We start from the raw sequence: 21,201 nt of genomic DNA, 5'->3' as shown, positions 1-21,201 counted from the left end.
CAATCGAATTCGCAGCTTTCTTTGGCTACAAATTGAACCATACACCACAAGGATTTACTAATATTGATTCGGATTTTAGTAAAGTAAAGATTGCAGAAGAAGAGAAATCGGAAAATCGAAAAAAAACTAAAATGGAATCTGGTAGGGAAGTATGGCCTCGTGATCCGAAAAAAGCTAAACAAGCTATTAAACAGGCAGAATTTAAATGTGAAATAGATGACACACATGAAACATTTGTATCGGAAGCCAGCCGAAAAAATTATATGGAGGCCCATCATCTAATACCGTTAAGAATGCAACATGATTTTGAAAATAGTTTAGATGTTGTTGGAAGTATAGTTAGTATATGTCCGAACTGTCATAGGTTGATTCATTATGGAAGAGACAAAGATAAGAAAAAAGTTTTAGAACTTCTCTTTGAATAAAGAAAAGATTCTTTGAAGAAGTTCGGTATTGAGGTATTTCTCAAAGAGCTATTTGGATACTATGGAATTCTAAAATAAGAATATTCATAGCTATAGGGAAGGTAGAATGTTTCATACTTAAACATAGGTATTATTGTGATGGAAATTTAAATTTCGTCTTTTGAAAGTATCAATAATTTGTATTATTTTTATAGGGTTATATATTTTTCTTTTGCTCTGCTGTATAGCAGAGCTCTTTTTTTGTCGTACAAAAGCCACTTCAGTCCTGTCGGGCGGCTTCTTTTAATTTATATTCACCAATTCATCAAACTTAAACTTAGTATTCAAACCAAAAGCATCTGTACAATATATAGTTTTCGTCATCGGTTCAATATGTAATACATTTATGTACATGTCTTGCACCATTCCATCACGATAGTATGAGATATGTATTTCTTCTTCCTCGTGAAAAGATTGCATTAACGCTCTTTCTATTCGTTCCATAGTATCTTGTGTTAAAAAAGGTTTAGGTACTTTATATTGTTCCTCAAACATTCTATGTATTTCCTCGTATTGCTCCGGTATTGAAGCAAACGGTTAACTCTACTATAATAAAAAGCGAATAGTATGTTTAATATAAAAGCCTATTATTCTTTTTTATTGCATCATATAATGATTAACTATGCGTTAGAAATTTAGTATGTTATGTTTAAAATGTAAGGGGGTGTAGCTGGAGGGTAACTTCTATAAGGTAGGTGTAAAAATAATAGTTAGATTTAGTATAAAATCTAAGGGGGAATTCTATGCGTGTACAAGAGATCTTGCTTGAGAACAGTAAAAAATACATGTTAGTTGATGAAAAAGGGATTCCGATTGTTCCGGTAGTAAAATATCTCAAATATTTGGATAGTACAGGTAAAAGTAGGAATACTCAAAAGACATATTGTTATGCCCTAAAACAATATTTTTTATATTTAAGAGAAACTGAAAAAAGTTACAAAGAAATAAAATTAGAAGACTTGGCAGATTTTGTTGGTTGGTTACGTCATCCGTATACTAGCTTAAATGTAGCGTCTATTACTCCTGTGAAATCTAAAAAGACTGAAAAAACAGTAAACTTAACCATTACTGCCGTTACAAATTTCTATGATTATTTATACCGTAACGAAGAGATATCTAAAGACATGAATGAAAAACTAATGCGTCAGATTTATACAGGAGGAAGAACACGATATAAGAGTTTTCTACATCATATTAATAAAAATAAACCCTCTATTCGAAATGTATTAAAAGTAAAAGAGCCTCGTAAAAGAATTCAAATACTAACAAAAGAGCAAGTGCGACAAACTTTCACAGCTACTACAAATATACGAGATGCTTTTCTTATTCAACTTCTGTTTGAAACGGGATTACGTATTGGAGAGGCCCTTTCTCTATATTTGGAAGACTTTATATTTGACTACAAAAAAGGGCATCGGATTCGCTTGAGGGATCGAGGAGAATTAGAGAATGGTGCAAAGCTCAAAACAGGAGAACGAGAGATATTTGTATCACAACACCTTATGGATTTGTATGATGATTATCTATATGAAATTATTGATGAACTGGATATTGAAACAAACTTTGTCTTTATTAAGCTACGTGGAAGAAATATGGGTAGACCTATGAATTATAGCGATGTAGAATCCCTCTTTAAACGATTGCGAAAGAAAACAAAAATTGATATTCATCCTCACTTGTTACGACATACACATGCCACCATATACTACCAAGAGACAAAGGACATCAAACAAGTACAAGAGAGACTAGGACATGCTCAAATTCAAACAACAATGAATTTGTACCTCCATCCTTCGGACGAAGATATCCGTAAGGATTGGGAAAAAGCACAATATGCATTTAAAATCGATGAAAAAAGCTGAAGGTGGTAAATATGAAGCGAAAACGACAAATAAATATAGGAGAAGTAAATTTTCATGAACGATTGAAGTATGAGCTTTCTAGTTATATAGAAAAAACAATCCAATCTGATGGATCTGTTACCACTAACCGTGTGGACAATCCCTATTTTTTAATGAATAACAATTGGAATATCAAATTTTTAAAAAGTATCCCTCAATTTCGGAAAATGGCGGATAATTACAAGGGGAAACGTCGAAATGTACATTTTCGAATAAATAGTCCAACTGTTAATCTTGAAATAAAATATGTATGGTATCAAAAATTATTCAAAGAACAGTGGGCACTAAGTAGCGGTTTTAATCAAAAAGCCGCACTTTTAACGAAATTATCCATTTTTCTTAACGAAAAGTACCCTCATCTTCCCTCTTTATTTGATTTGGATATGGAGAGGGCTGAACGGGAATGGTTGTTTTGGTTAGAACAACATGGAATTCCTACAACAAAGACATCAAAGACCACAATGTTCGACGAATATACACATAAATCCCCCGCAGCAACCTATTTTCGTATCATTCATTCCAACTTCTTGGTGTTAGCAGATTCCCGTAATGAATGGGAAAAAGATCGTTGGGATGTACGGATATTACATAGCCAATATGGAATATACTACAGCAAAAGTTTAACCGCACATTTTCTTGATTTTACTGGAATAGAACCAATGAAAATAAGACATAGTACCAAAAAGTATATTAAGCAACGTTTAATGGGACGACAAGATCTTTCATTCGCTACAGCAAGAGTTTATTCAAGAACTTTAACTAAATTTTTTTCTTTCATATTTTCATTAGAACCAACATGGAATGATTTGAAAGGTCTCAAACGATCTCACATGGAGCTATATATTCAATGGTTTCATGAAGATACCAAAAATAAAAAAATTGAAAATCCAGAAAGATATATATCAGAAGGTTTAAAGATTATCAGTAAGTTTTTAGGAGATATTCAAAAATACGAATACGAAATTGCCCCAACTACAAATATAAGATTATTAATTTTCCCAGGAGATAAACCAAAAGTGAAAAAAAAGCCCTATGGGCAAATTGATTATATTCCTGACTTTGTACTGGAACAATTATTCGCTCATCTTAACGAACTACATAAAGACATCATACCGGTGGTATGGGTAGCGTTTAAAACAGGCCTTCGCATTTCAGATGTATTAGAACTTACAACAGATTGCCTTGTACAATTGAATGGCAAATATTCTATTGTAACTGATATTGAAAAAACGTTTGTACAAGGTCATCGAATCCCAATTGATGAGGAGCTCGCAAAAATTCTTTCGGTTTTAATTTCAAATTCCAAAGAAAATAGCACACAAGATAATAATCCAGAAAAATACATTTTTGTACGATATCAAGGGATACGAAAAGGTAAGCCCTATACACAAGCATGGATTCGAAAACATTTGAATGAATTAGCAAAAAAGAAAAACATTGTAGATGAAAATGGTGATATCTTTCGTTTTAAGACCCACCAATTTCGTCATACGTATGCTGTAAAGTTATTGAATGGAGGTGCAGATATTTTAACGGTACAGGAATTACTTGCTCATGCTTCCCCCGAAATGACTTTACGATATGCTAAGCTATTAGATGAAACTAAACGAAAAGCATTCGAATCTGTTATAAATCAAGGAGTCTTCAGCTTTGACTTGAACGGTGAGGTACAAAAAATTAATGCTGGTGAAGATATTCCGGAGGATATATTACAAGCGCTCTGGCAAGAGCATAAACTAAATGCAATGGATAATCCTTATGGAACGTGTCATGCACGATTAAAAGGAGATTGTCCACATATGGAAGCTCCACCTTGTTTGACATGCAATAGTGGTAGCCCTTGCAAAGACTTGGCTATTGGATTTTCAGAACTGGATATTGAAAAATATGAGTTACACATAAAAACAACAGCAAGAGCAGTAGAAGTAGCTAAACAGCATAATCGTGAAGATATGATTGAAAAGCATGAACGAAATCTACACCGATATCAAAGGATTTTAAACAATATTCGAGAAGGGAATATTATATTTGGTCGACAAAATCGCATAAAACGAAAGTATGGTGTGAAATATGACTAGTTATGATCGTACAGAGCAGTTAAAAGCACTTCATGCATCCAGAAAGGCAATTACTTCTCAAAAGGTTGATGAAGCGATTCAAAGGCTCTTACGAGCCAATCAGAATATTAATTTTAATAGCGTAGCAAATGAGGCAGGTATCGCTAAAGCAACCCTGTATAATAATCAGAAATTTCGTAAACGAATTGAAATCCTACGCCAACAACAAGCGCAAATCCTTACATCGAAACAAATAAAATGTGAGATAAGTGATAGCAATAGAGATGTAATTATTGAATCGTTGAAGCGAAGACTGAAAAAAATGGAAGAAGAAAATAAACAACTGAGAAATCAACTAAAAGTGGCATACGGAGATATATATAAACAGATATAAGAAAATAAAGGGATTTTATTTTTAAAGCACATTTACGAAACTCAGATTTAATTATAATACCTATTTCATCCTAGAAACTCTATTATTAGTTAAATCTTTATAGGTTCATATTATTTTATTTCATAATTCGAATACCTTTATTAATATTAGCCCTAATTTTATTTGTGTTTAAATTTCTTGAATAACATATACTGTAACGAAAATATTATATTTTTTACAATGTTTTGTACCTATCATTGTCTTTTGATGAAATTTAGTTTTCGTCAAAAGACAGTTGAGATTTTAAGGGATGATTTAAATATGAATAGATGGCTTGCTTTAGAATTAGAAAAACTTGTAGAAATTAACAAAACTCCTCATTCTGCAAAATGGCAAACTACGCCACCTTTTTGTTTATTTAATTATGATGGAAAATTATTAACCTTAGCAGGTAACACTAAGAAAGGCCAATTTACTACTCCTTTTTTTATAGTTAAAGCAGTAGATACTAAAAAAAATTGTGCCTTGCTGGAATTATTATTTCCATTTCCGATTATAGAAAATAAAAACAACCAAAAATTTCCGCTAAATAAATTTTGCTGTGTGAAAAAATTATTCCATACAAAAAGTAAATTATTTGTAAATCTTGCTGACTTTTGTGGTTTGACCTTTGTAGAAATTCCAGTTTTTAATTATTTGATAAAATCAAGAGTGATAAAAGATAGCTTTTGTTTAGCTTTTTGTTTATCACAAAATTGTCCACCTCAAAACATATGGGAAACAAGCAAAAAACATCGAAATAATATTACCACTATAACAAGTTCTTATAACTATGGAACAGATTCAGAATTACAAATGTTTTTATATACTAAAACCAAAACTTATAAAATGTTTATCCCGAAAGGACATTGTCAATCTCTTACTATATCAGATTTGAAATGTATTGAAATTCTCACCCCACAAAAATTTGTCGCGGGTACTATACAAATACAACTTAATTATTGTTATAAGGAAAAATACTATTTCTAAAAACATAACAATTACAAATTATTGTAATTGTTATGTTTTTTATTTTATCCATGTCCACAATCTAAAAAAGGACATACACTATTAATAAATTAATTGGACTATTCATTAAAAAGGAGCGTTTATAAATTGGCAAATAGACTAAATTTCACTGGACCACTTGGATGTTGTGGTATTAGTGGGAAAATAGGCCCCACTGGAGCAACAGGTCCTACTGGAGCAACAGGTTCCACTGGAGCGACAGGTCCTACCGGAGCAACAGGTTCCACTGGAGCAACAGGTTCCACTGGAGCGACAGGTTCCACTGGAGCGACAGGTCTTACTGGAGCAACAGGTTCCACTGGACCAACAGTAACCACTAACTCCATGTTTGCCTCTAATACAATTGGTAGCGTTATTAATGTCGCTTTAGGTAGCGCTACGAGTATTCCTCTTCCTAATAATCAAAACTTAGATGGTTTTACAGTCAATGGTACAAATACCACTTTTACAGTGCCACAATCAGGGAGATATTATATTACTTATCAAATTAATACTACAGCTGCAGTAGGTATTGGTGCTGGTTCAAGGATTTTATTAAACAATACTACTCCTATTCCTGCTTCTATATTAAGACCAGCTCTAAGTGTATCCACTTTTAACAATGATGTTATAGTTAATTTAAATGCTGGAGATACAATCCAACTACAATTATTTAGTAGTATTCTTTTAGTTGCTACACTTCTGTCGATTGGTGGATCGGTTGGAGCTGCCTTAACAATCATTAGGGTTTCGTAATATGTATCTCTAACGAAACTTCTTTTAAACCGTAAATTTAATTGTCCAAACAAAATAGAAAAATCAAACATATAATAGTGTATCTTGTTCATAAATTTAGGAGGGGTTCATGTTGGCGCAAATAGGAAATTGCTGCACTGAACAATTATGCTGTGTAAATGATGCTGTATGTTGCACTATTATTTTAGATGATACCGGCGGTACCGCTTTACCTATTTGGGATGATGCTACTACTTTTGTAATAAATGGGACAATTATGGTGGAAAATAACGGAACAGTTGGAGTTGGACCAACAGCTGCTCTCACTGTAAACGGAACAGCTGTTGGAGGATTTGTAGTTGCACCAGGCGAATGTAGATCCATTACGATGAATGATATAAATTCCATTGCAATTGTGGGAGCCGGAACAGGTACATCTAGTGTTAAAATTTCTTTCTCGATAAATTATAAATTCTAATATAATGAGAGATAAAAGATGATACATGTTAGTCATGACTAACATGTATCATCTTTTAATTTTCGTGACTTTTAACAAATTAGGTCTTGATAACAAACGGATTCCATTTCACCATACCTCTTCCACGTACTACAGGAAAGCCGTTATATTCCATGATGTAATACCTCACTTTTGTTTTTTTAACTCCACTACAAACGAACGTGTGTTCTTTTTTGGGTTTGAAAAGGGACCATTTTGTTAACATGAATATTCAAAAATAATTTTTTCAAGTTAGAATATTCAAAAACTTATTTATGCAAACAAGCATGTCATGATAACATTTAACAAAAGGGGGTAGAAGTAGATGAGTGTTGACATTATTTCTAAAGAAGAAATCACAAAATTATTAAACGACTGGTATCAAGCTATGATTTCACAACGTGTATTACAGTCTCAGAAAATAAAAGAAGATATTGCAAATAAAATCAATAATATTAAGGAAGACCAAACAATATTAGTCTACTACGCTTTATTGAATGCACGGTATAAACTGCTAATTCGGGATATGGATAGTACAAAAGATATTCTGGACAAAATCGAGCCTTTACCAGAGTCTACAGAAACATTTTTAGAGTACTATCATCATTTATTTAAAGCAATTTACGCTATTAATAAAGCAAACCATAGTGAAGCAAGAATGCAATTTGAAAAAGCTGAAACGTTTTTAGAGTACATGCATGATGAAATTGAAAAAGCTGAATTTAATTATTGGCTTGCAGTCCATTACTATCACGTATTAAAACCGATCCTAGCAGTTCAATTTGCTACAAAGGCGAATGAAGTATTTTCAATTAGTCCAGGGTATGAATTAAAAACTGCAGCATGCTTAAATACTTTAGGAATGGCACACATTCGACTAAATGAATTCGAAAGTGCAGAGGAATATTTACTTTCAGCACTAGGTACCTTCCAAAAATCTAATGATGAACTTCTTATTAAACGAGTTAAGCATAATTTAGGACTTTTATACGCAAGTCAAAACATGCCAGAGTTAGCAATTAAACACTTAGAGGATTCATTAGAAAATAACGCTAAAACTATGTTTCTTTTAGCAAGAGAACATTTTAAGTTAGGTTATAGTCATATCGCTAATGAATATATTGAGAATGGCTATAAGATTAGCGACTTATGTTATCGTCATCATTTCCGAATTTTAAAAGCAGTACATAACTATGTACCGCAAGAAGAATTAGAAAATGTGGTTATAGAAGGTATTTCGTATTTTGAAAAAGAAGAATTATATGATTGGGTAAAAGAATATGCTTCTCTTTTAGGTGAAATATTCTATGGTTCAGAAAATCATAGAAAAGCAAGCAAGTATTTGCACATCGCTTTAGATGCAGACAAAAAGAGCATAGAAAGAAGGGCGCTAAAATGAAAAAAGCAATCTTATTAATGATGATGTTATCCGCTGTTTTTACTTTTGGTCTTACTAATGCAAAAGACATACCACAAAACGAAGCAATTGAAGTGTTTATGGATCATGGAGAACATATTTAAAACCTAAGGAAGAGGGCGCTTATAGTGTCCTCTTTTTAATATCTATTATTTATATGATGAGGTTGCAGGTACGTCTTTTGGTTATTGTTTGATAAACGTAAGATGTTTCTAAAAATGTGTATACAAAGGTGTATTTTTGTACTGTATATGTTCACGTACTATATAAAAAAGTATGAAAATCTATAAAAATAATTATTTCAATAAAATTTGTTTTAGATATTAAAAAGTGCCAAAACCCTTGTGGTATAAGGGGTTTGGCACTTTTGTGTTTTTTATATTTTATCAAATAAACAACCCTAAAACTGCTCATTCTTCTCCCAAGATTCAACGATATAATGTGCAATCGTCGGATTGAAGCCTTTACCAACTAAAAACATAATCGCAGCAACTTCTGTTAATGCGTGTTCGTGTGATGTATGTTTTGCTTCATTTAAACCGTAATCTACCCATGGTTTTACGAAATCTAGTACAGGTTTCTTGAAAGGTAAAAATTGTGTACCGACAACTTGTTGAATTTGTTGTTGTGTTGGTTCAGTAATTGGTCCAGGTGGTAAGATTTGTGGTTGTGTAATGTCTAGTGTTGGTCCGGGCGGTAAAATTTGTGGTTGTGTTGGATCTATTGTTGGTGGTTTAGGTGGTGAGACACGTGCGTCGTAGTTTGGTTGATACATTTGTTGTTGATATTGCGGTTGTTGCGGCTGAGTTGTGTATGGGTTTTGTGGTGCTACATATGGATTTTGAGGATATTGTTGTTCTTGGTTTTGTGGTGCTACATATGGATTTTGAGGATATTGTTGTTCTTGGTTTTGTGGTATTACATATGGATTTTGAGGATATCGCTGTTCTTGATTTTGTGGTGCTGCATATGGATTTTGAGGATATTCATAATTTGGACGTGTGTCATATGGATTTTGTTGAAATTCAGTTTCTTGGTTTTGCGTTGTTGCATATGGGTTTTCGTCATGTTGTTGCTCTTGCTGTTGTAACTCTTGTTCTTCGTATTGTTCTGTGTATCTCTGTTCTTGTTGTTGAGGATACAATGGTTGCCTTGGATAAGGCGGTTGATTATTATAGAACATGTTTATTCCTCCTTCATGATGATGCCTACCACCTAGTGTATGGGCGGACAAGAAAATATGTGATGAAAAAATGCGGGCGTGTTACAATAAGTAACTGGGTGAAGATAAAATGATAAAACAAGAAAAAATTCAAAAAACAATTACTTTTGTAAAACATATTTTAGAAAAAGATGCGAGTGGGCATGATTGGTATCATATTGAACGTGTACATAAAATGGCGATTTCTTTATCTGAGCAAGAAGGTGGAAATCGTTTTATAATTGAAATGGCAGCATTACTTCACGATGTGGCAGATGAAAAGCTAAATGAAAGTGAAGAAGCAGGAATGAAAAAAGTTTCTGATTGGTTAGAAGAGCTACGTGTTGAAGAAGAGGAAAGTAAACATATTCTTCATATCATCGCCAATATGTCTTATAAAGGTGGCCATGGCGGCACAGTAGAGTCACTTGAAGGGAAAATTGTTCAAGATGCGGATCGTTTAGATGCTCTTGGTGCAATAGGAATTGCTCGTACATTTGCATATGGCGGGGCGAAAGGGAGATTAATGTATGACCCAACTATTCCGCCGCGTGAAGAAATGACGAAAGAAGAGTATAGAAAAAATAATGATCCATCTTTAAATCATTTTTATGAAAAACTTTTGAAATTAAAAGATTTAATGAATACGAATGCAGCAAAACAAGAGGCTGAAATTCGTCATCTTTATATGGAACAGTTTATTGAACAATTTATGAAAGAGTGGAATGCACAAATATGAAAATGTTAACTGTGGAGAACTTATCAAAATCATATGGAGAAAAGCCGTTATTTGATGGATTATCATGTAGTATTACAGAAGGACAACGTGTCGGAATTATTGGTGTAAACGGAACTGGTAAATCGACATTATTAAAAATTATTGCGGGATTAGAAACTCCTGATACAGGTGATATGACGCATTCACGTGGGTATACAATTAGTTATTTATCACAGCAACCAGAGTTTGATGAAAAACTGACAGTATTAGAGCAAGTGTTCCATGGCGATACACCTTTAATTCGTCTTCTTCGTGATTATGAAAAAGCACTATTAAATATTGAAAAAGATCCAAGTAATGAAAAAGTACAGGAACAATTATTTGCAGTGCAGCAACGTATGGATGCAATGAGTGCATGGGAAGCAAATGCAAATGCGAAATCTCTTTTAACGAAATTAGGAATTACGGACTTCACTGCAATTGTTGGGAATTTATCTGGTGGACAGAAAAAACGTATCGCAATGGCACAATGTTTTATTGAAACACCGGATTTATTAATTTTAGACGAGCCTACGAACCATCTTGACCACGAGACAGTTGAATGGTTAGAAGAATATTTAGCGAGATATACAGGTTCGGTATTACTTGTAACCCATGATCGTTATTTCTTAGATCGTGTGACGAATCGTATTTTTGAATTAGATAATGGTAAACTATATAGCTACGAAGGAAACTATAGTACATTTTTAGAAGCGAAAGCACTTCGTGAAGAGCAAGAATTGGCACAAGAATCGAAACGCCAAAATTTATATCGTCGTGAACTTGCTTGGATTCGTCGTGGTGCAAAAGCCCGTTCTACGAAACAAAAGGCGCGTATTCAGCGTTTTGATGAGCTAAAGGCACAAGAAGGACCAGCTGCAAAACAGTCAGTTGATATTGCACTAAGCGGAAGTCGTCTAGGAAAGAAAGTACTTGAGTTAAAAGATGTAACGAAAAAATTTGGCGATAAGACGGTATTACATAATTTTAATCATATTGTGAAACCGGGTGATCGTATCGGAATTATTGGGGCGAATGGAAGCGGGAAATCTTCCCTATTAAATATGCTTGCAGGTAAGTTATCTCCTGATAGTGGTGAAGTGGAAGTAGGACAAACTGTAAAAGTTGCTTATTATACGCAAGAAAATGAAGAGATGAATTTAAATCAGCGTATGATTGAATACATTAAAGAGATTGCAGAAGTTATTCATACGACAGATGGAAAAGTAATTGGTGCATCTCAAATGTTAGAACGTTTCTTATTCCCGACGCATTCACATGGTACACCACTTGGTAAACTATCTGGTGGTGAAAGAAGACGTTTATATTTATTACGTATTTTAATGGGAGAACCAAACGTACTTTTACTTGATGAACCTACGAACGATCTAGATACACAAACATTAACAGTACTAGAAGATTATTTAGAAGATTTCCCAGGTGTCGTTTTAACTGTATCGCATGACCGTTACTTCTTAGATAAAGTAGTAGATGAACTGTTCATCTTTACTGGCGGAGGCGAAGTGCGTGAGTTTTTAGGTAGTTATACAGATTATTTAGAAATGGAAAAAACGAGAGAACTTATGGAGAAAGCGGAAGTTCAAAAAGAGAAAAAAGTTGTAGAAGAAGCTCCAAAACAACAACGTAAACGTAAACTTTCATACAATGAACAGCGTGAATGGGAAACGATTGAAGATACAATTGCCGAACTTGAAGAGAAAATTGAGTCAATTGGAGAAGAACTTGCGAAAGTTGGATCTGACTTCACTAAGGCACAAGAATTATCTGAAGCACAGCAGAAAACAGAAGAAGAGCTAGAAAAAAAGATGGAAAGATGGAGTGAACTATCAGACATCGTTGAAGGATTAAAATAAAAACAAGCTGCATATATTGAAAAGTAAAGAGAAAAACTTTACACTATTGGTAGAACCTATTTTAGGAGGGAAAAAATGAGAACATCTAATCCAATGTTGAAAAAAGAGGCATTCCGTAAAGAGGGAGCAAGTGCTTCTGCGATGACGATTGGCGGAACAGTAGGCAAAACGTTCATTATGCTTATCTTGCTACTTGCAACGTCTGTCTATTCATACATACAGATGATGCAGGGGACGATGAAGATGCCAGTATTAATTGGTGCTTTAATCGTTGCGGCAATCATCGCATTTGCGTCTATGTTCTTCCCGCGCATTTCACCTTTTGGTGCACCAATCTATGCAGCGGTAGAAGGGGTTGTGTTAGGAAGTATTTCAGCAGTTTATACAATGAAATTTGGCGATTCTATCGTTTTAAATGCTGTATTACTAACAATCTCAATTCTATTTGCAATGTTAGTGTTATATGCAACACGCGTAGTAAAAGTAACGGATAAATTCCGTACAGGCGTGATGGCAGCAACACTTGGAATTATGGTTATGTATTTAGTCGTATTTCTACTAAATATGTTTGGTGTAACTGTTCCATACATTCACCAAGGTGGTACAATCGGTATTATTATTAGTGCAGTTGTTATTGTAGTTGCTGCATTAAACTTATTACTAGATTTCGATTTAATCGAAAATGGTGTACGTAGTCAAGCTCCGAAATATATGGAGTGGTATACTGCGATGGGACTAATGCTTACATTAGTATGGTTATACTTAGAAATTCTTCGTTTCGTTTCGTACTTTACGAAAAATGACTAATAAAAAAATCCTGCATGAAAAATGCAGGATTTTTTTATTTTCAAAGATATATTGAATGTATGGTATAATATGGATGATAGCAACTTGAAGTGAAGGAGATGGAATATGATGAAAGAGAAGAAGGGGATTATGAAAAAACTATTTTCTAAAAGTTTTTTCATAGAACTAGATGAAGCTTTAACGTATCCATCATCAAAAGTTATTACTTCAGCGATTGAAGGATATGCAACTGAATGCAATGAAAGACTAAAATTTGAGAGTAAAGTTAAACCGATTACTTTCTACTTAGAAAATGCAATGTACCGTGCTGAAATAAAGATGGCTCGCGGAGGATATTACATATCTTGTACTGAAGTGTAATAAATTTTGAAACCATACATGTTTGAACTATGTATGGTTTCTTTTTTTGTTTTGTAAGGTCTAAAATAATACTTTTTACTCACGGATATATCATTTTGTGCTTTTTACCATTCAAACATTTCTCCTTACAATGAAGAAAAACATGTGAGGTGGTATAACTTATGATGAATCGAGTTGTATTAATCGGTAGATTGACAAAGGAGCCAGAATTATACTACACAAAACAAGGCGTTGCTTATGCACGAATATGTGTTGCGGTGAATAGAGGATTTCGAAATAGTTTAGGTGAACAACAAGTCGATTTTATTAATTGTGTCGTTTGGCGCAAATCGGCTGAGAATGTAACTGAATATTGTAAGAAGGGATCACTCGTTGGGATTACAGGGCGTATTCAGACTAGTAATTACGATGATGAACAAGGCAAGAGAATATATAGGACTGAAGTTGTGATTGAGAGTATTACCTTTTTGGAGAGAAGGCGGGAGGGGGCATCGTAATAAAAGGTGATTTGAAGTAATAGCTTCGGAAAAAATTGTGGAAAGTATTTTAATAAACTTAAAGAGGGGATACCCCAGCTTTTTTGAAAAAACAAGTAAAGAGTATACAAAGTTTTATAACGTTTTTTGGCTAATCCAGTAACAAACGAGAACCATAAAACCCATCACAGGATAGGAATGTATAAAAAGATGAATCGAGTGATAGAAAATAAAAAAGGGATTCCTTCTGAGAGTAAGGAATCCTCCTTTTTGTTGCTACCAATAACGAAAATTATGTAAATAAGCTATCCATATGGATAGCTTAATATATTTTTGTGCTTAGCGTGTTTTTTTTTTTTTGATACTGGCGGTACCTCAAGAAATGGATAAAAAATAAAAATCATCGGAAACGAAAGCTTTTAAAATCCCGTTCCTAATTTAAAATGTAAAAAGAATGAAATAGTATGGTAGCGGGAAGAAAGTAGTAAAATTAAGCATCCGAGTAGGAGTATAGAGTGATAACATGTTACAATACAGCTAAGATCATGCAATAAAGGAGAGTTTTTTACGTGAAGATTAAAGCAATTGAACCGACGCCAAGTCCAAATACAATGAAAGTTATTTTGAATGAAGTATTACCATCAGGAGCACGTAATAATTATACAAATGAAAATAAAGAACAAGCACCAATGCAAGTGCAAGAAATTTTGAAAATTGAAGGCATTAAAGGTGTATATCATGTAGCCGACTTTTTAGCAGTCGAGCGAAATGCAAAGTATGACTGGAAAGTATTATTACAACAAGTTCGTGCTGTTTTTGGCGAAGAAGTAGTGGAAGGGAGTGAAGAACAACAACTGTCTCATTTTGGAGAAGTGAAAGTGTTTGTTCAAATGTTCTTTACAATTCCAATGCAAGTAAAGTTAACAGATGGAACATCGGAAGAACGTGTTGGCTTACCAGATCGTTTTAAAGAATCAATTATGAAAGTGCAAATGTCTGCACCAAACGTTGTAAAAGAGCGTAAATGGGTAGAACAAAGTACACGTTACGGTAATTTTGAAGAAATTGGGAAAGAAGTAGTGGAAGAGATTGTTGCTGCTTATTCAGAAGAACGTGTAAATGAAACGGTTAAAGAATTATTAAATCAAGCAGGTGCTGTTGAAGTAACGATTCAAAAGCGTGAGCCATATAAAGTAACAGAAGAGATGATGAAAGATTCTGACTGGAAAAACCGTTTTGCAGCATTAGAACAAATGGATCCTACTGAAGAAGATATTCCAGTGTTGAAGATGGCGTTAGATGATGAAAAAGTTTCAATACGCCGTTTAGCAACAGCGTATTTAGGTATGGTAAAAGGTGATGAAGTATTACCGTTATTATATAAAGCGTTGTTAGATCGCTCTGTAAGTGTTCGCCGTACTGCAGGAGATTGTTTATCAGATGTAGGTGATCCGGCAGCGATGTTCGTTATGATTAAATCTCTGAAAGATCCAAGTAAATTAGTACGCTGGCGTGCAGCGATGTTCTTATTTGAACTTGGAGATGAAAGTGCGATTCCAGCATTAAAAGCAGCGCAAGATGATCCAGAGTTTGAAGTAGCGATGCAAGCACGTCTAGCATTAGAGCGTATTGAAGGCGGAGAAGAAGCAAAAGGTTCTGTATGGAAACAAATGACGGAGTCTCGTAAAGGGGAATAATGTATGATTGTTTTCTATGATAGTTGGTGTACGATGTGTACGGCCGTTGCAGAACGTACGAAAAAATTAGATAAAAAGGGTAAGATGAAATTTGTTTCATTTCGAAATGAAGATGTAGTTGAGAAGTATGAGCTTTCTCAAGAACTACAAAGTAAGATGGAACAAAGACTGTATATTTTTAAAAATAATAAGTGGTATGACGGTATTCAGAGCATAGATGTATTAGCAAAGGCCGTTCCATCTTATTGGTTTGCAGTTCCTTTTATAAAGCTATCTATCGTACTTGGTTTTGGAAGTAAAGTATACGATTATATCGCTAATAATAGAAAATTCGTTCCAGTGGGACATTGCCGTGGTGGGGTTTGTGAAATCCCTACAAAAAAATGAAATCATCGTTATCTTTCTTTTGCACCTATTAATAGAGCGTGATATGATGAATTTGGAATGAAAGTTGAAGGAGAGATTACAAGATGTCAAATGCTTATGAAGAATACATGCGCCAAATGGTAATCCCAATGCGCCAAGAGTTAGTGCGTTCTGGGTTTGAAGAGTTAACTACAGAAGAAGCTGTAACAGAATTTATGGAAAATACATCAGGTACAACTTTAGTAGTTGTAAACTCTGTTTGTGGTTGTGCAGCTGGTTTAGCACGTCCATCAGCAGGTCAAGCGGTTGTTCGTGCTGAAAAACAACCTGATCATCTTGTAACTGTATTCGCAGGTCAAGATAAAGATGCTACTGCAAAAATGCGTGAATACTTCGGAGAAATTCCTCCATCTTCACCATCTATGGCATTATTAAAAGGAAAAGAAGTTGTTCACTTCATTCACCGTCATGAAATTGAAGGTGCAACTATGGACGAAATTATTACGAACTTAGAACAAGCTTTCGAAAAGAATTGCTAAAGAAGGGGGAGAGTAAATCTCCCTCTTTTCTTTATATAGAGGTGAAACAATGATCGTAACAACAGCAGGAAGAACGAACAAAGAAATGACAGATTATGCAAACGAGGTAGCGGCAGAATTAAATGCTTCTTTCGTTAAACGTAATGACATACCAGTACATAAGCTACATGAGCAGTATGAACAAGATGTGCTTGTCGTAGGGAAGAACCGATTAGCTATTTATCCAAAAGGTACGGAAGAATCGTTTTTCTTTCATCCAAACTCAGCGATGTTTCGTGTGAAAAGGTTAATGCGTGGAGAACACGATCCGTTTGTACAAGCTGCTAAATTAGAGAGCGGAATGACAGTGTTAGATTGTACGCTCGGGATGGCATCAGATAGTATTGTAGCTAGTTATGTTGTTGGGGAAAGCGGAAAAGTAACAGGACTTGAAGGCAATGAGTATATGGCTTATATTATGGAAAATGGTTTGAAAACATGGTCTTCATCTGTTTCTGAAATTGATGAAGCAATGCAAAGAATCCAAGTAAAGCAAACGGAGCATTTTTCATTTTTAGCGCAATGTGAAGACAATAGTTACGATGTCGTTTACCTTGATCCGATGTTTGAAGAAACTGTCATAGAATCCGATGGAATTAAAGGATTAAAACACTTCGCTTTGTATCATGATATTACTGACGAAACAATTGCGGAGGCAAAACGAGTGGCGAGAAAACGTGTCGTTTTAAAAGATCATTTTCGTAGTTCTAGATTTGAAAAACACAATTTTTATGTATACAAAAGAAAAAGTGCTAAGTTTCACTTTGGTGTAATTGACCCTTGCTAATTGTTTGAAAAGATGTATAATAAGCAATAATTAATTAAATATACTGTCTGTGATGAAGAGAGTAGTCTTTTTTAGAAGGAAAGCGAGCTAGGGATGGTGTGAGCCTAGTACGGAAGAAAAAGATGAAGCGCACTTCGGAGATGCTTCTTGAACGAATAGTAGAGAAAGCCGAGGCCCCCTGTCCTCGTTATAAACGGGAAAGTGGTTCGTAACGAACAACAAGGGTGGTACCACGGGTTAAAACTCGTCTCTTTTTTAGAGACGAGTTTTTTGTGTTTTAAAAAATAAGGAGGTTGTATCATGGATTATAAAATGCAGTTTGCGGAAAGTTTATCTAATATTTTCACGAATGAATTAACGCAAAAACAAATTTTAGATTTAATTGAAACACCGAAACAAGATGAATTTGGAGATGCAGCGTTCCCATGCTTTTCATTAGCGAAGCAATATAAAAAAGCACCAGCTCTTATCGCAAAGGAAGTTGCTGAGAAATTCAATGATCCGTTTTTTACGAAAGTAGAAGCCGTTGGTCCTTATGTAAATGTATTTTTCAATCGTGAAACTGTAAGTGATGCAGTATTAAAAACAGTTTTAGCGGAGAAAGAAGAGTTCGGTCAAAACCACTTTGGCTGTGAAAAAACAGTAGTAATTGATTATTCCTCTCCTAATATCGCGAAACCTTTTTCGATGGGGCATTTACGTTCTACAATGATAGGAAATTCGCTGAAACATATCGCTGAAAAATGTGGCTATGAAGTTGTAGGGATTAATTATATAGGAGATTGGGGAACACAGTTTGGAAAGTTAATTACGGCTTATAAAAAATGGGGAAATGAAGCAGTAGTTAAAGAAGATCCAATACGTGAGCTATTTAAGTTATATGTCCAATTCCATGAAGAGGTAAAAGACGACGAAGAACTAGAAGAAGAAGGACGTGCTTGGTTTAAGAAACTAGAAGAAGGTGATGAAGAAGCGGTAGAACTTTGGAATTGGTTTCGTCATGAGTCCCTTAAAGAATTTTCTCGCATTTATGAACTTCTCGGCGTAGAATTTACTAATTTTCAGGGAGAAGCATTTTATAATAATTTAATGGAAGATTTTATTGGGATTTTAGAAGAACATGAGTTGCTTGAACAATCAGAAGGTGCATTAGTCGTTAATTTAGAAGAAGAAGGAATGCCGCCTTGTTTAATTAGAAAATCAGATGGTGCGACGATTTATGCAACGCGTGACTTAACGGCAGCTTTATATCGTCAAAACACTTATGGGTTTGATAAAGCGCTATATGTTGTTGGTCCAGAACAAAGCTTACATTTCAATCAATTTTTCACCGTATTAAAAAAACTTGGCTATACTTGGGTTGATGGTATGGAACACGTACCGTTTGGCTTCATTTTAAAAGATGGTAAGAAAATGTCGACACGTAAAGGAAGAGTTATTTTACTTGAAGAAGTACTCGAAGAAGCAATCGAACTTGCAAAACAAAATATTGAAGAGAAAAATCCAAACTTAAAACAGAAAGAAGAAGTAGCAAAGCAAGTCGGTGTTGGTGCAGTCATCTTCCACGATTTAAAAAATGAGCGTATGCATAATATCGAATTCTCATTAGAAAATATGCTGAAATTTGAAGGAGAAACAGGACCTTACGTACAGTACACACATGCACGTGCTTGTTCTATTTTAAGAAAAGAAAGTGTAGAATTTGAAACATGTACATTTGCTTTAAAAGACGATCATAGCTGGAGTGTCGTAAAATTACTTAATAAATTCCCTCAAGTAATTGAAGCGGCTTTCAATAAAAATGAGCCATCGATTATTTCGAAATATATATTAGATGTAGCACAATCATTCAATAAATATTACGGTAATGTTCGTATATTAGAAGAGAGCAAAGAAAAAGACAGCAGACTCGCATTGGTTTATGCTGTGACGGTTGTATTAAAAGAAGGATTACGTTTACTTGGGGTGGGGGCACCTGAGGAGATGTAACATAGTAGTAAACTGACAAACTGGGTCTAGTATAAACCTGGTTTGTTTTTTTATTGGATATATATTTTTTTTGCAAAATCAATTAAAATCTTTTTAGAGAGGGTGATTCATATTGATTCGAACTTTTATTTTACAAATTCCTTGTCATAGAAGATTAGATAGGAGTTTTTTTAAACTACAAAAGTACATACCTTTATGTGCGCGTTGTACAGGCATGCTTATTGGTATTTTAATGTTTCCAATTTATTTTTATATGACACCTTCATTTCTTTTGGCAATCATACTATCATTTTTCGCTCAAATTCCGTTACTTATCGATGGGTTCACCCAAAAGTGGAAATGGAGAAGTAGCTCAAATTTGCTAAGAATAACTACTGGTGTATTAAGCGGTAATGGTATGGGATTATTCATTTCCTCTAGTGTTATATGGATATTATCTTAAGATATATAGTAATGGAGGTATTTACATAGATGTTCTGGATTTACTTAATTCTAATTTTTATTTCAGGCGGAAGTGGAATTGGTTTTATGACTCAAAATAAGTATACAGAAGCAATAATAGCTTTTGTTATTTGTATACTATTGTTTGGGCTACTGTATTATTATCTTAAAAGAAACAAAAGAAAGAGAAAAGCAGATTGTGACGATTTAGACTGTACGGATTGTTTTGATTGTGATTGTACTTGTTAAATTTTTCTTCCAAATAAAAAGCTAGTGTATTATTAAAAATACACTAGCTTTTTTGCTTTGAAATTTTAAGAAAAGTGTAGGAATACGGCTATTATATAGAGAACTTTAGTTTTGTATATAAAAGGAGGCGTTAGATGTTGGAAACGTATGATTGGAACAATAAACTAACATATTTAAAAAACACGAGAGATTTATATTACAACGACGATTATGTAAGCTTTTTAGTAAATACAGTTTGGAAGATTACTAAGCCTGTACATATGGTTGATTACGGTTGTGGATATGGTTATTTAGGGTTAGTATTAATGCCATTACTCCCAGAAGGTTCAAAGTATACAGGTATTGATAGTGGAGAAACATTATTAGCTGAAGCCAGAGAGTTGTTTCGTTTACTTCCGTATGATTCAGAATTTCTTGAAGGAGATGCTACAGAAATTGAACTGAACGATAAATACGATATAGCAATCTGTCATGCTTTCTTATTACATATGACTACTCCAGAAACAATGCTAGAAAAAATGATACATTCAGTTAAAAAGGGTGGAAAAATAATCTGTTTTGAACCACATTGGATTTCTAATATGGCTTCTTATTTACTAGATGGGGAGAAACAATCGGAATTTATTCAGCTAGGTGTTTTGCAGAAATTATTTGAAAGTGATACGCAAAGAAATGGTAAAGATGGCAATATAGGCATGAAAATACCGATATATTTAAGTGAATTAGGTGTGAAAAATATTGAATGTAGAGTAAGCGATAAAGTGAACTTTTTAGATTCAAATATGCATCACAATGATAAAAACGATTTGTATCAATCATTAAAAGAAGAGGGGATTGCAAGTGATCCGGGTGATAAGCAACAATTTGTAGAACGTTTAATAGCCAGAGGATTAACATATGATAATGCGCTAGCTCAATATGAAGCTGAACTACGATTTTTTAAAATATTTCATGTGTATTCTTCTTTTGTATACGCTCCCAATATGAAAATTACATTTGGTGACATAGTTTGTTAAAAGGTATGATGTATAAGGCTTGTCGTTTAATGTCGATAAGTCGATATTCGACATATAATCGCTGATAAATGTTAAGAATCGGTCGATATAATTTGAAAATCGCCGATAAAATG

24 protein-coding genes and 1 other annotated feature are annotated in these 21,201 nt (G+C 34.0%); of the genes, 22 read left to right on the top strand and 2 right to left on the bottom strand.

The genetic code is table 11. The features are described from left to right. The first annotated feature begins 32 nt into the window (after positions 1–32). Positions 33–425 (top strand): HNH endonuclease, encoded by a 393-nt coding sequence (locus M1D66_RS16450; protein WP_016122401.1) that lies wholly within the window; start codon positions 33–35, stop codon positions 423–425. Positions 426–707: 282 nt separating this feature from the next. Here the strand turns inward: M1D66_RS16450 and M1D66_RS16445 are convergent, their stop codons facing one another. Continuing rightward, entirely contained in the window at positions 708–959 is a 252-nt protein-coding gene (locus tag M1D66_RS16445) for a YolD-like family protein (RefSeq protein WP_000461372.1), read from the bottom strand. Between the two features lie 248 nt (positions 960–1,207). Here M1D66_RS16445 and M1D66_RS16440 point away from each other — a divergent pair, with 248 nt between their 5' ends. The 8 genes from M1D66_RS16440 to M1D66_RS16405 all read left to right on the top strand — a co-directional run bounded on the left by M1D66_RS16440 (position 1,208) and on the right by M1D66_RS16405 (position 8,594). Then, on the top strand, positions 1,208–2,326 hold the full coding sequence (locus M1D66_RS16440) for a tyrosine-type recombinase/integrase (RefSeq protein WP_242554621.1): 1,119 nt from the start codon (positions 1,208–1,210) through the stop codon (positions 2,324–2,326). An 11-nt stretch (positions 2,327–2,337) separates the two neighbouring features. After that, on the top strand, positions 2,338–4,443 hold the full coding sequence (locus M1D66_RS16435; RefSeq protein ID WP_242555034.1) for a tyrosine-type recombinase/integrase: 2,106 nt from the start codon (positions 2,338–2,340) through the stop codon (positions 4,441–4,443). Continuing rightward, entirely contained in the window at positions 4,436–4,816 is a 381-nt protein-coding gene (locus M1D66_RS16430) for a DUF6262 family protein (RefSeq protein ID WP_242554620.1), read from the top strand. Before M1D66_RS16435 ends, M1D66_RS16430 begins: the two co-directional genes overlap by 8 nt. A gap of 300 nt (positions 4,817–5,116) precedes the next feature. Further along, a complete protein-coding gene (locus tag M1D66_RS16425) occupies positions 5,117–5,824 on the top strand; it encodes a CotZ-related putative spore coat protein (protein ID WP_242554619.1) in 708 nt (235 codons plus the stop codon). Between the two features lie 126 nt (positions 5,825–5,950). After that, positions 5,951–6,598: a BclA C-terminal domain-containing protein gene (locus M1D66_RS16420; RefSeq protein WP_242554618.1), complete on the top strand. Its 648-nt coding sequence runs from the start codon at positions 5,951–5,953 to the stop codon at positions 6,596–6,598. Between the two features lie 112 nt (positions 6,599–6,710). Then, entirely contained in the window at positions 6,711–7,055 is a 345-nt protein-coding gene (locus M1D66_RS16415) for a DUF3992 domain-containing protein (protein WP_017562367.1), read from the top strand. Between the two features lie 343 nt (positions 7,056–7,398). Then, on the top strand, positions 7,399–8,472 hold the full coding sequence (locus M1D66_RS16410; RefSeq protein ID WP_000109855.1) for a response regulator aspartate phosphatase: 1,074 nt from the start codon (positions 7,399–7,401) through the stop codon (positions 8,470–8,472). Beyond that, positions 8,469–8,594: an aspartate phosphatase gene (locus M1D66_RS16405; protein WP_000709201.1), complete on the top strand. Its 126-nt coding sequence runs from the start codon at positions 8,469–8,471 to the stop codon at positions 8,592–8,594. The genes M1D66_RS16410 and M1D66_RS16405 overlap by 4 nt, the downstream gene beginning before the upstream one ends. A 296-nt stretch (positions 8,595–8,890) precedes the next feature. Here the strand turns inward: M1D66_RS16405 and M1D66_RS16400 are convergent, their stop codons facing one another. After that, on the bottom strand, positions 8,891–9,673 hold the full coding sequence (locus M1D66_RS16400) for a hypothetical protein (RefSeq protein ID WP_025687368.1): 783 nt from the start codon (positions 9,671–9,673) through the stop codon (positions 8,891–8,893). 109 nt (positions 9,674–9,782) lie between these two features. On the opposite strand from M1D66_RS16400, the gene M1D66_RS16395 reads away from it, so the two are divergent. The 13 genes from M1D66_RS16395 (at position 9,783) to M1D66_RS16335 (ending at position 21,088) form a co-directional block, all read left to right on the top strand. Further along, positions 9,783–10,430, top strand: a complete 648-nt coding sequence (locus tag M1D66_RS16395) for an HD domain-containing protein (protein ID WP_242554617.1) — start codon at positions 9,783–9,785, stop codon at positions 10,428–10,430. Next, positions 10,427–12,322: an ABC-F family ATP-binding cassette domain-containing protein gene (locus tag M1D66_RS16390; RefSeq protein ID WP_000783169.1), complete on the top strand. Its 1,896-nt coding sequence runs from the start codon at positions 10,427–10,429 to the stop codon at positions 12,320–12,322. The genes M1D66_RS16395 and M1D66_RS16390 overlap by 4 nt, the downstream gene beginning before the upstream one ends. 75 nt (positions 12,323–12,397) lie before the next feature. After that, positions 12,398–13,129 (top strand): Bax inhibitor-1/YccA family protein, encoded by a 732-nt coding sequence (locus M1D66_RS16385; RefSeq protein WP_001260655.1) that lies wholly within the window; start codon positions 12,398–12,400, stop codon positions 13,127–13,129. Positions 13,130–13,234: 105 nt separating this feature from the next. After that, positions 13,235–13,489 (top strand): DUF4318 domain-containing protein, encoded by a 255-nt coding sequence (locus M1D66_RS16380; protein ID WP_000975138.1) that lies wholly within the window; start codon positions 13,235–13,237, stop codon positions 13,487–13,489. Positions 13,490–13,650: 161 nt separating this feature from the next. After that, positions 13,651–13,986 (top strand): single-stranded DNA-binding protein, encoded by a 336-nt coding sequence (locus M1D66_RS16375; RefSeq protein ID WP_000982018.1) that lies wholly within the window; start codon positions 13,651–13,653, stop codon positions 13,984–13,986. A gap of 548 nt (positions 13,987–14,534) precedes the next feature. Beyond that, positions 14,535–15,662 (top strand): conserved virulence factor C family protein, encoded by a 1,128-nt coding sequence (locus M1D66_RS16370; protein WP_086385943.1) that lies wholly within the window; start codon positions 14,535–14,537, stop codon positions 15,660–15,662. A 3-nt stretch (positions 15,663–15,665) separates the two neighbouring features. Next, complete coding sequence (locus M1D66_RS16365; RefSeq protein WP_242554616.1) at positions 15,666–16,049, top strand: thiol-disulfide oxidoreductase DCC family protein; 384 nt, start codon at positions 15,666–15,668, stop codon at positions 16,047–16,049. An 83-nt stretch (positions 16,050–16,132) separates the two neighbouring features. Next, on the top strand, positions 16,133–16,567 hold the full coding sequence (locus tag M1D66_RS16360) for a BrxA/BrxB family bacilliredoxin (RefSeq protein WP_000063706.1): 435 nt from the start codon (positions 16,133–16,135) through the stop codon (positions 16,565–16,567). A gap of 49 nt (positions 16,568–16,616) precedes the next feature. Next, entirely contained in the window at positions 16,617–17,393 is a 777-nt protein-coding gene (locus tag M1D66_RS16355) for a class I SAM-dependent methyltransferase (protein WP_000637455.1), read from the top strand. 40 nt (positions 17,394–17,433) lie between these two features. Further along, positions 17,434–17,648: a binding site (T-box leader), on the top strand. 45 nt (positions 17,649–17,693) lie between these two features. Next, on the top strand, positions 17,694–19,382 hold the full coding sequence (gene argS, locus M1D66_RS16350) for an arginine--tRNA ligase (protein WP_000384911.1): 1,689 nt from the start codon (positions 17,694–17,696) through the stop codon (positions 19,380–19,382). A 112-nt stretch (positions 19,383–19,494) separates the two neighbouring features. Further along, positions 19,495–19,824: a DUF2085 domain-containing protein gene (locus tag M1D66_RS16345; RefSeq protein ID WP_000621475.1), complete on the top strand. Its 330-nt coding sequence runs from the start codon at positions 19,495–19,497 to the stop codon at positions 19,822–19,824. 29 nt (positions 19,825–19,853) lie between these two features. Further along, complete coding sequence (locus tag M1D66_RS16340) at positions 19,854–20,072, top strand: hypothetical protein (protein WP_000498604.1); 219 nt, start codon at positions 19,854–19,856, stop codon at positions 20,070–20,072. Between the two features lie 137 nt (positions 20,073–20,209). Continuing rightward, a complete protein-coding gene (locus M1D66_RS16335) occupies positions 20,210–21,088 on the top strand; it encodes a class I SAM-dependent methyltransferase (RefSeq protein ID WP_242555033.1) in 879 nt (292 codons plus the stop codon). The last annotated feature ends 113 nt before the right edge of the window (positions 21,089–21,201 follow it).

This window comes from Bacillus sp. PK6-16 (assembly GCF_056530295.1).
This window is presented reverse-complemented; position numbering and strand designations above follow the sequence as displayed.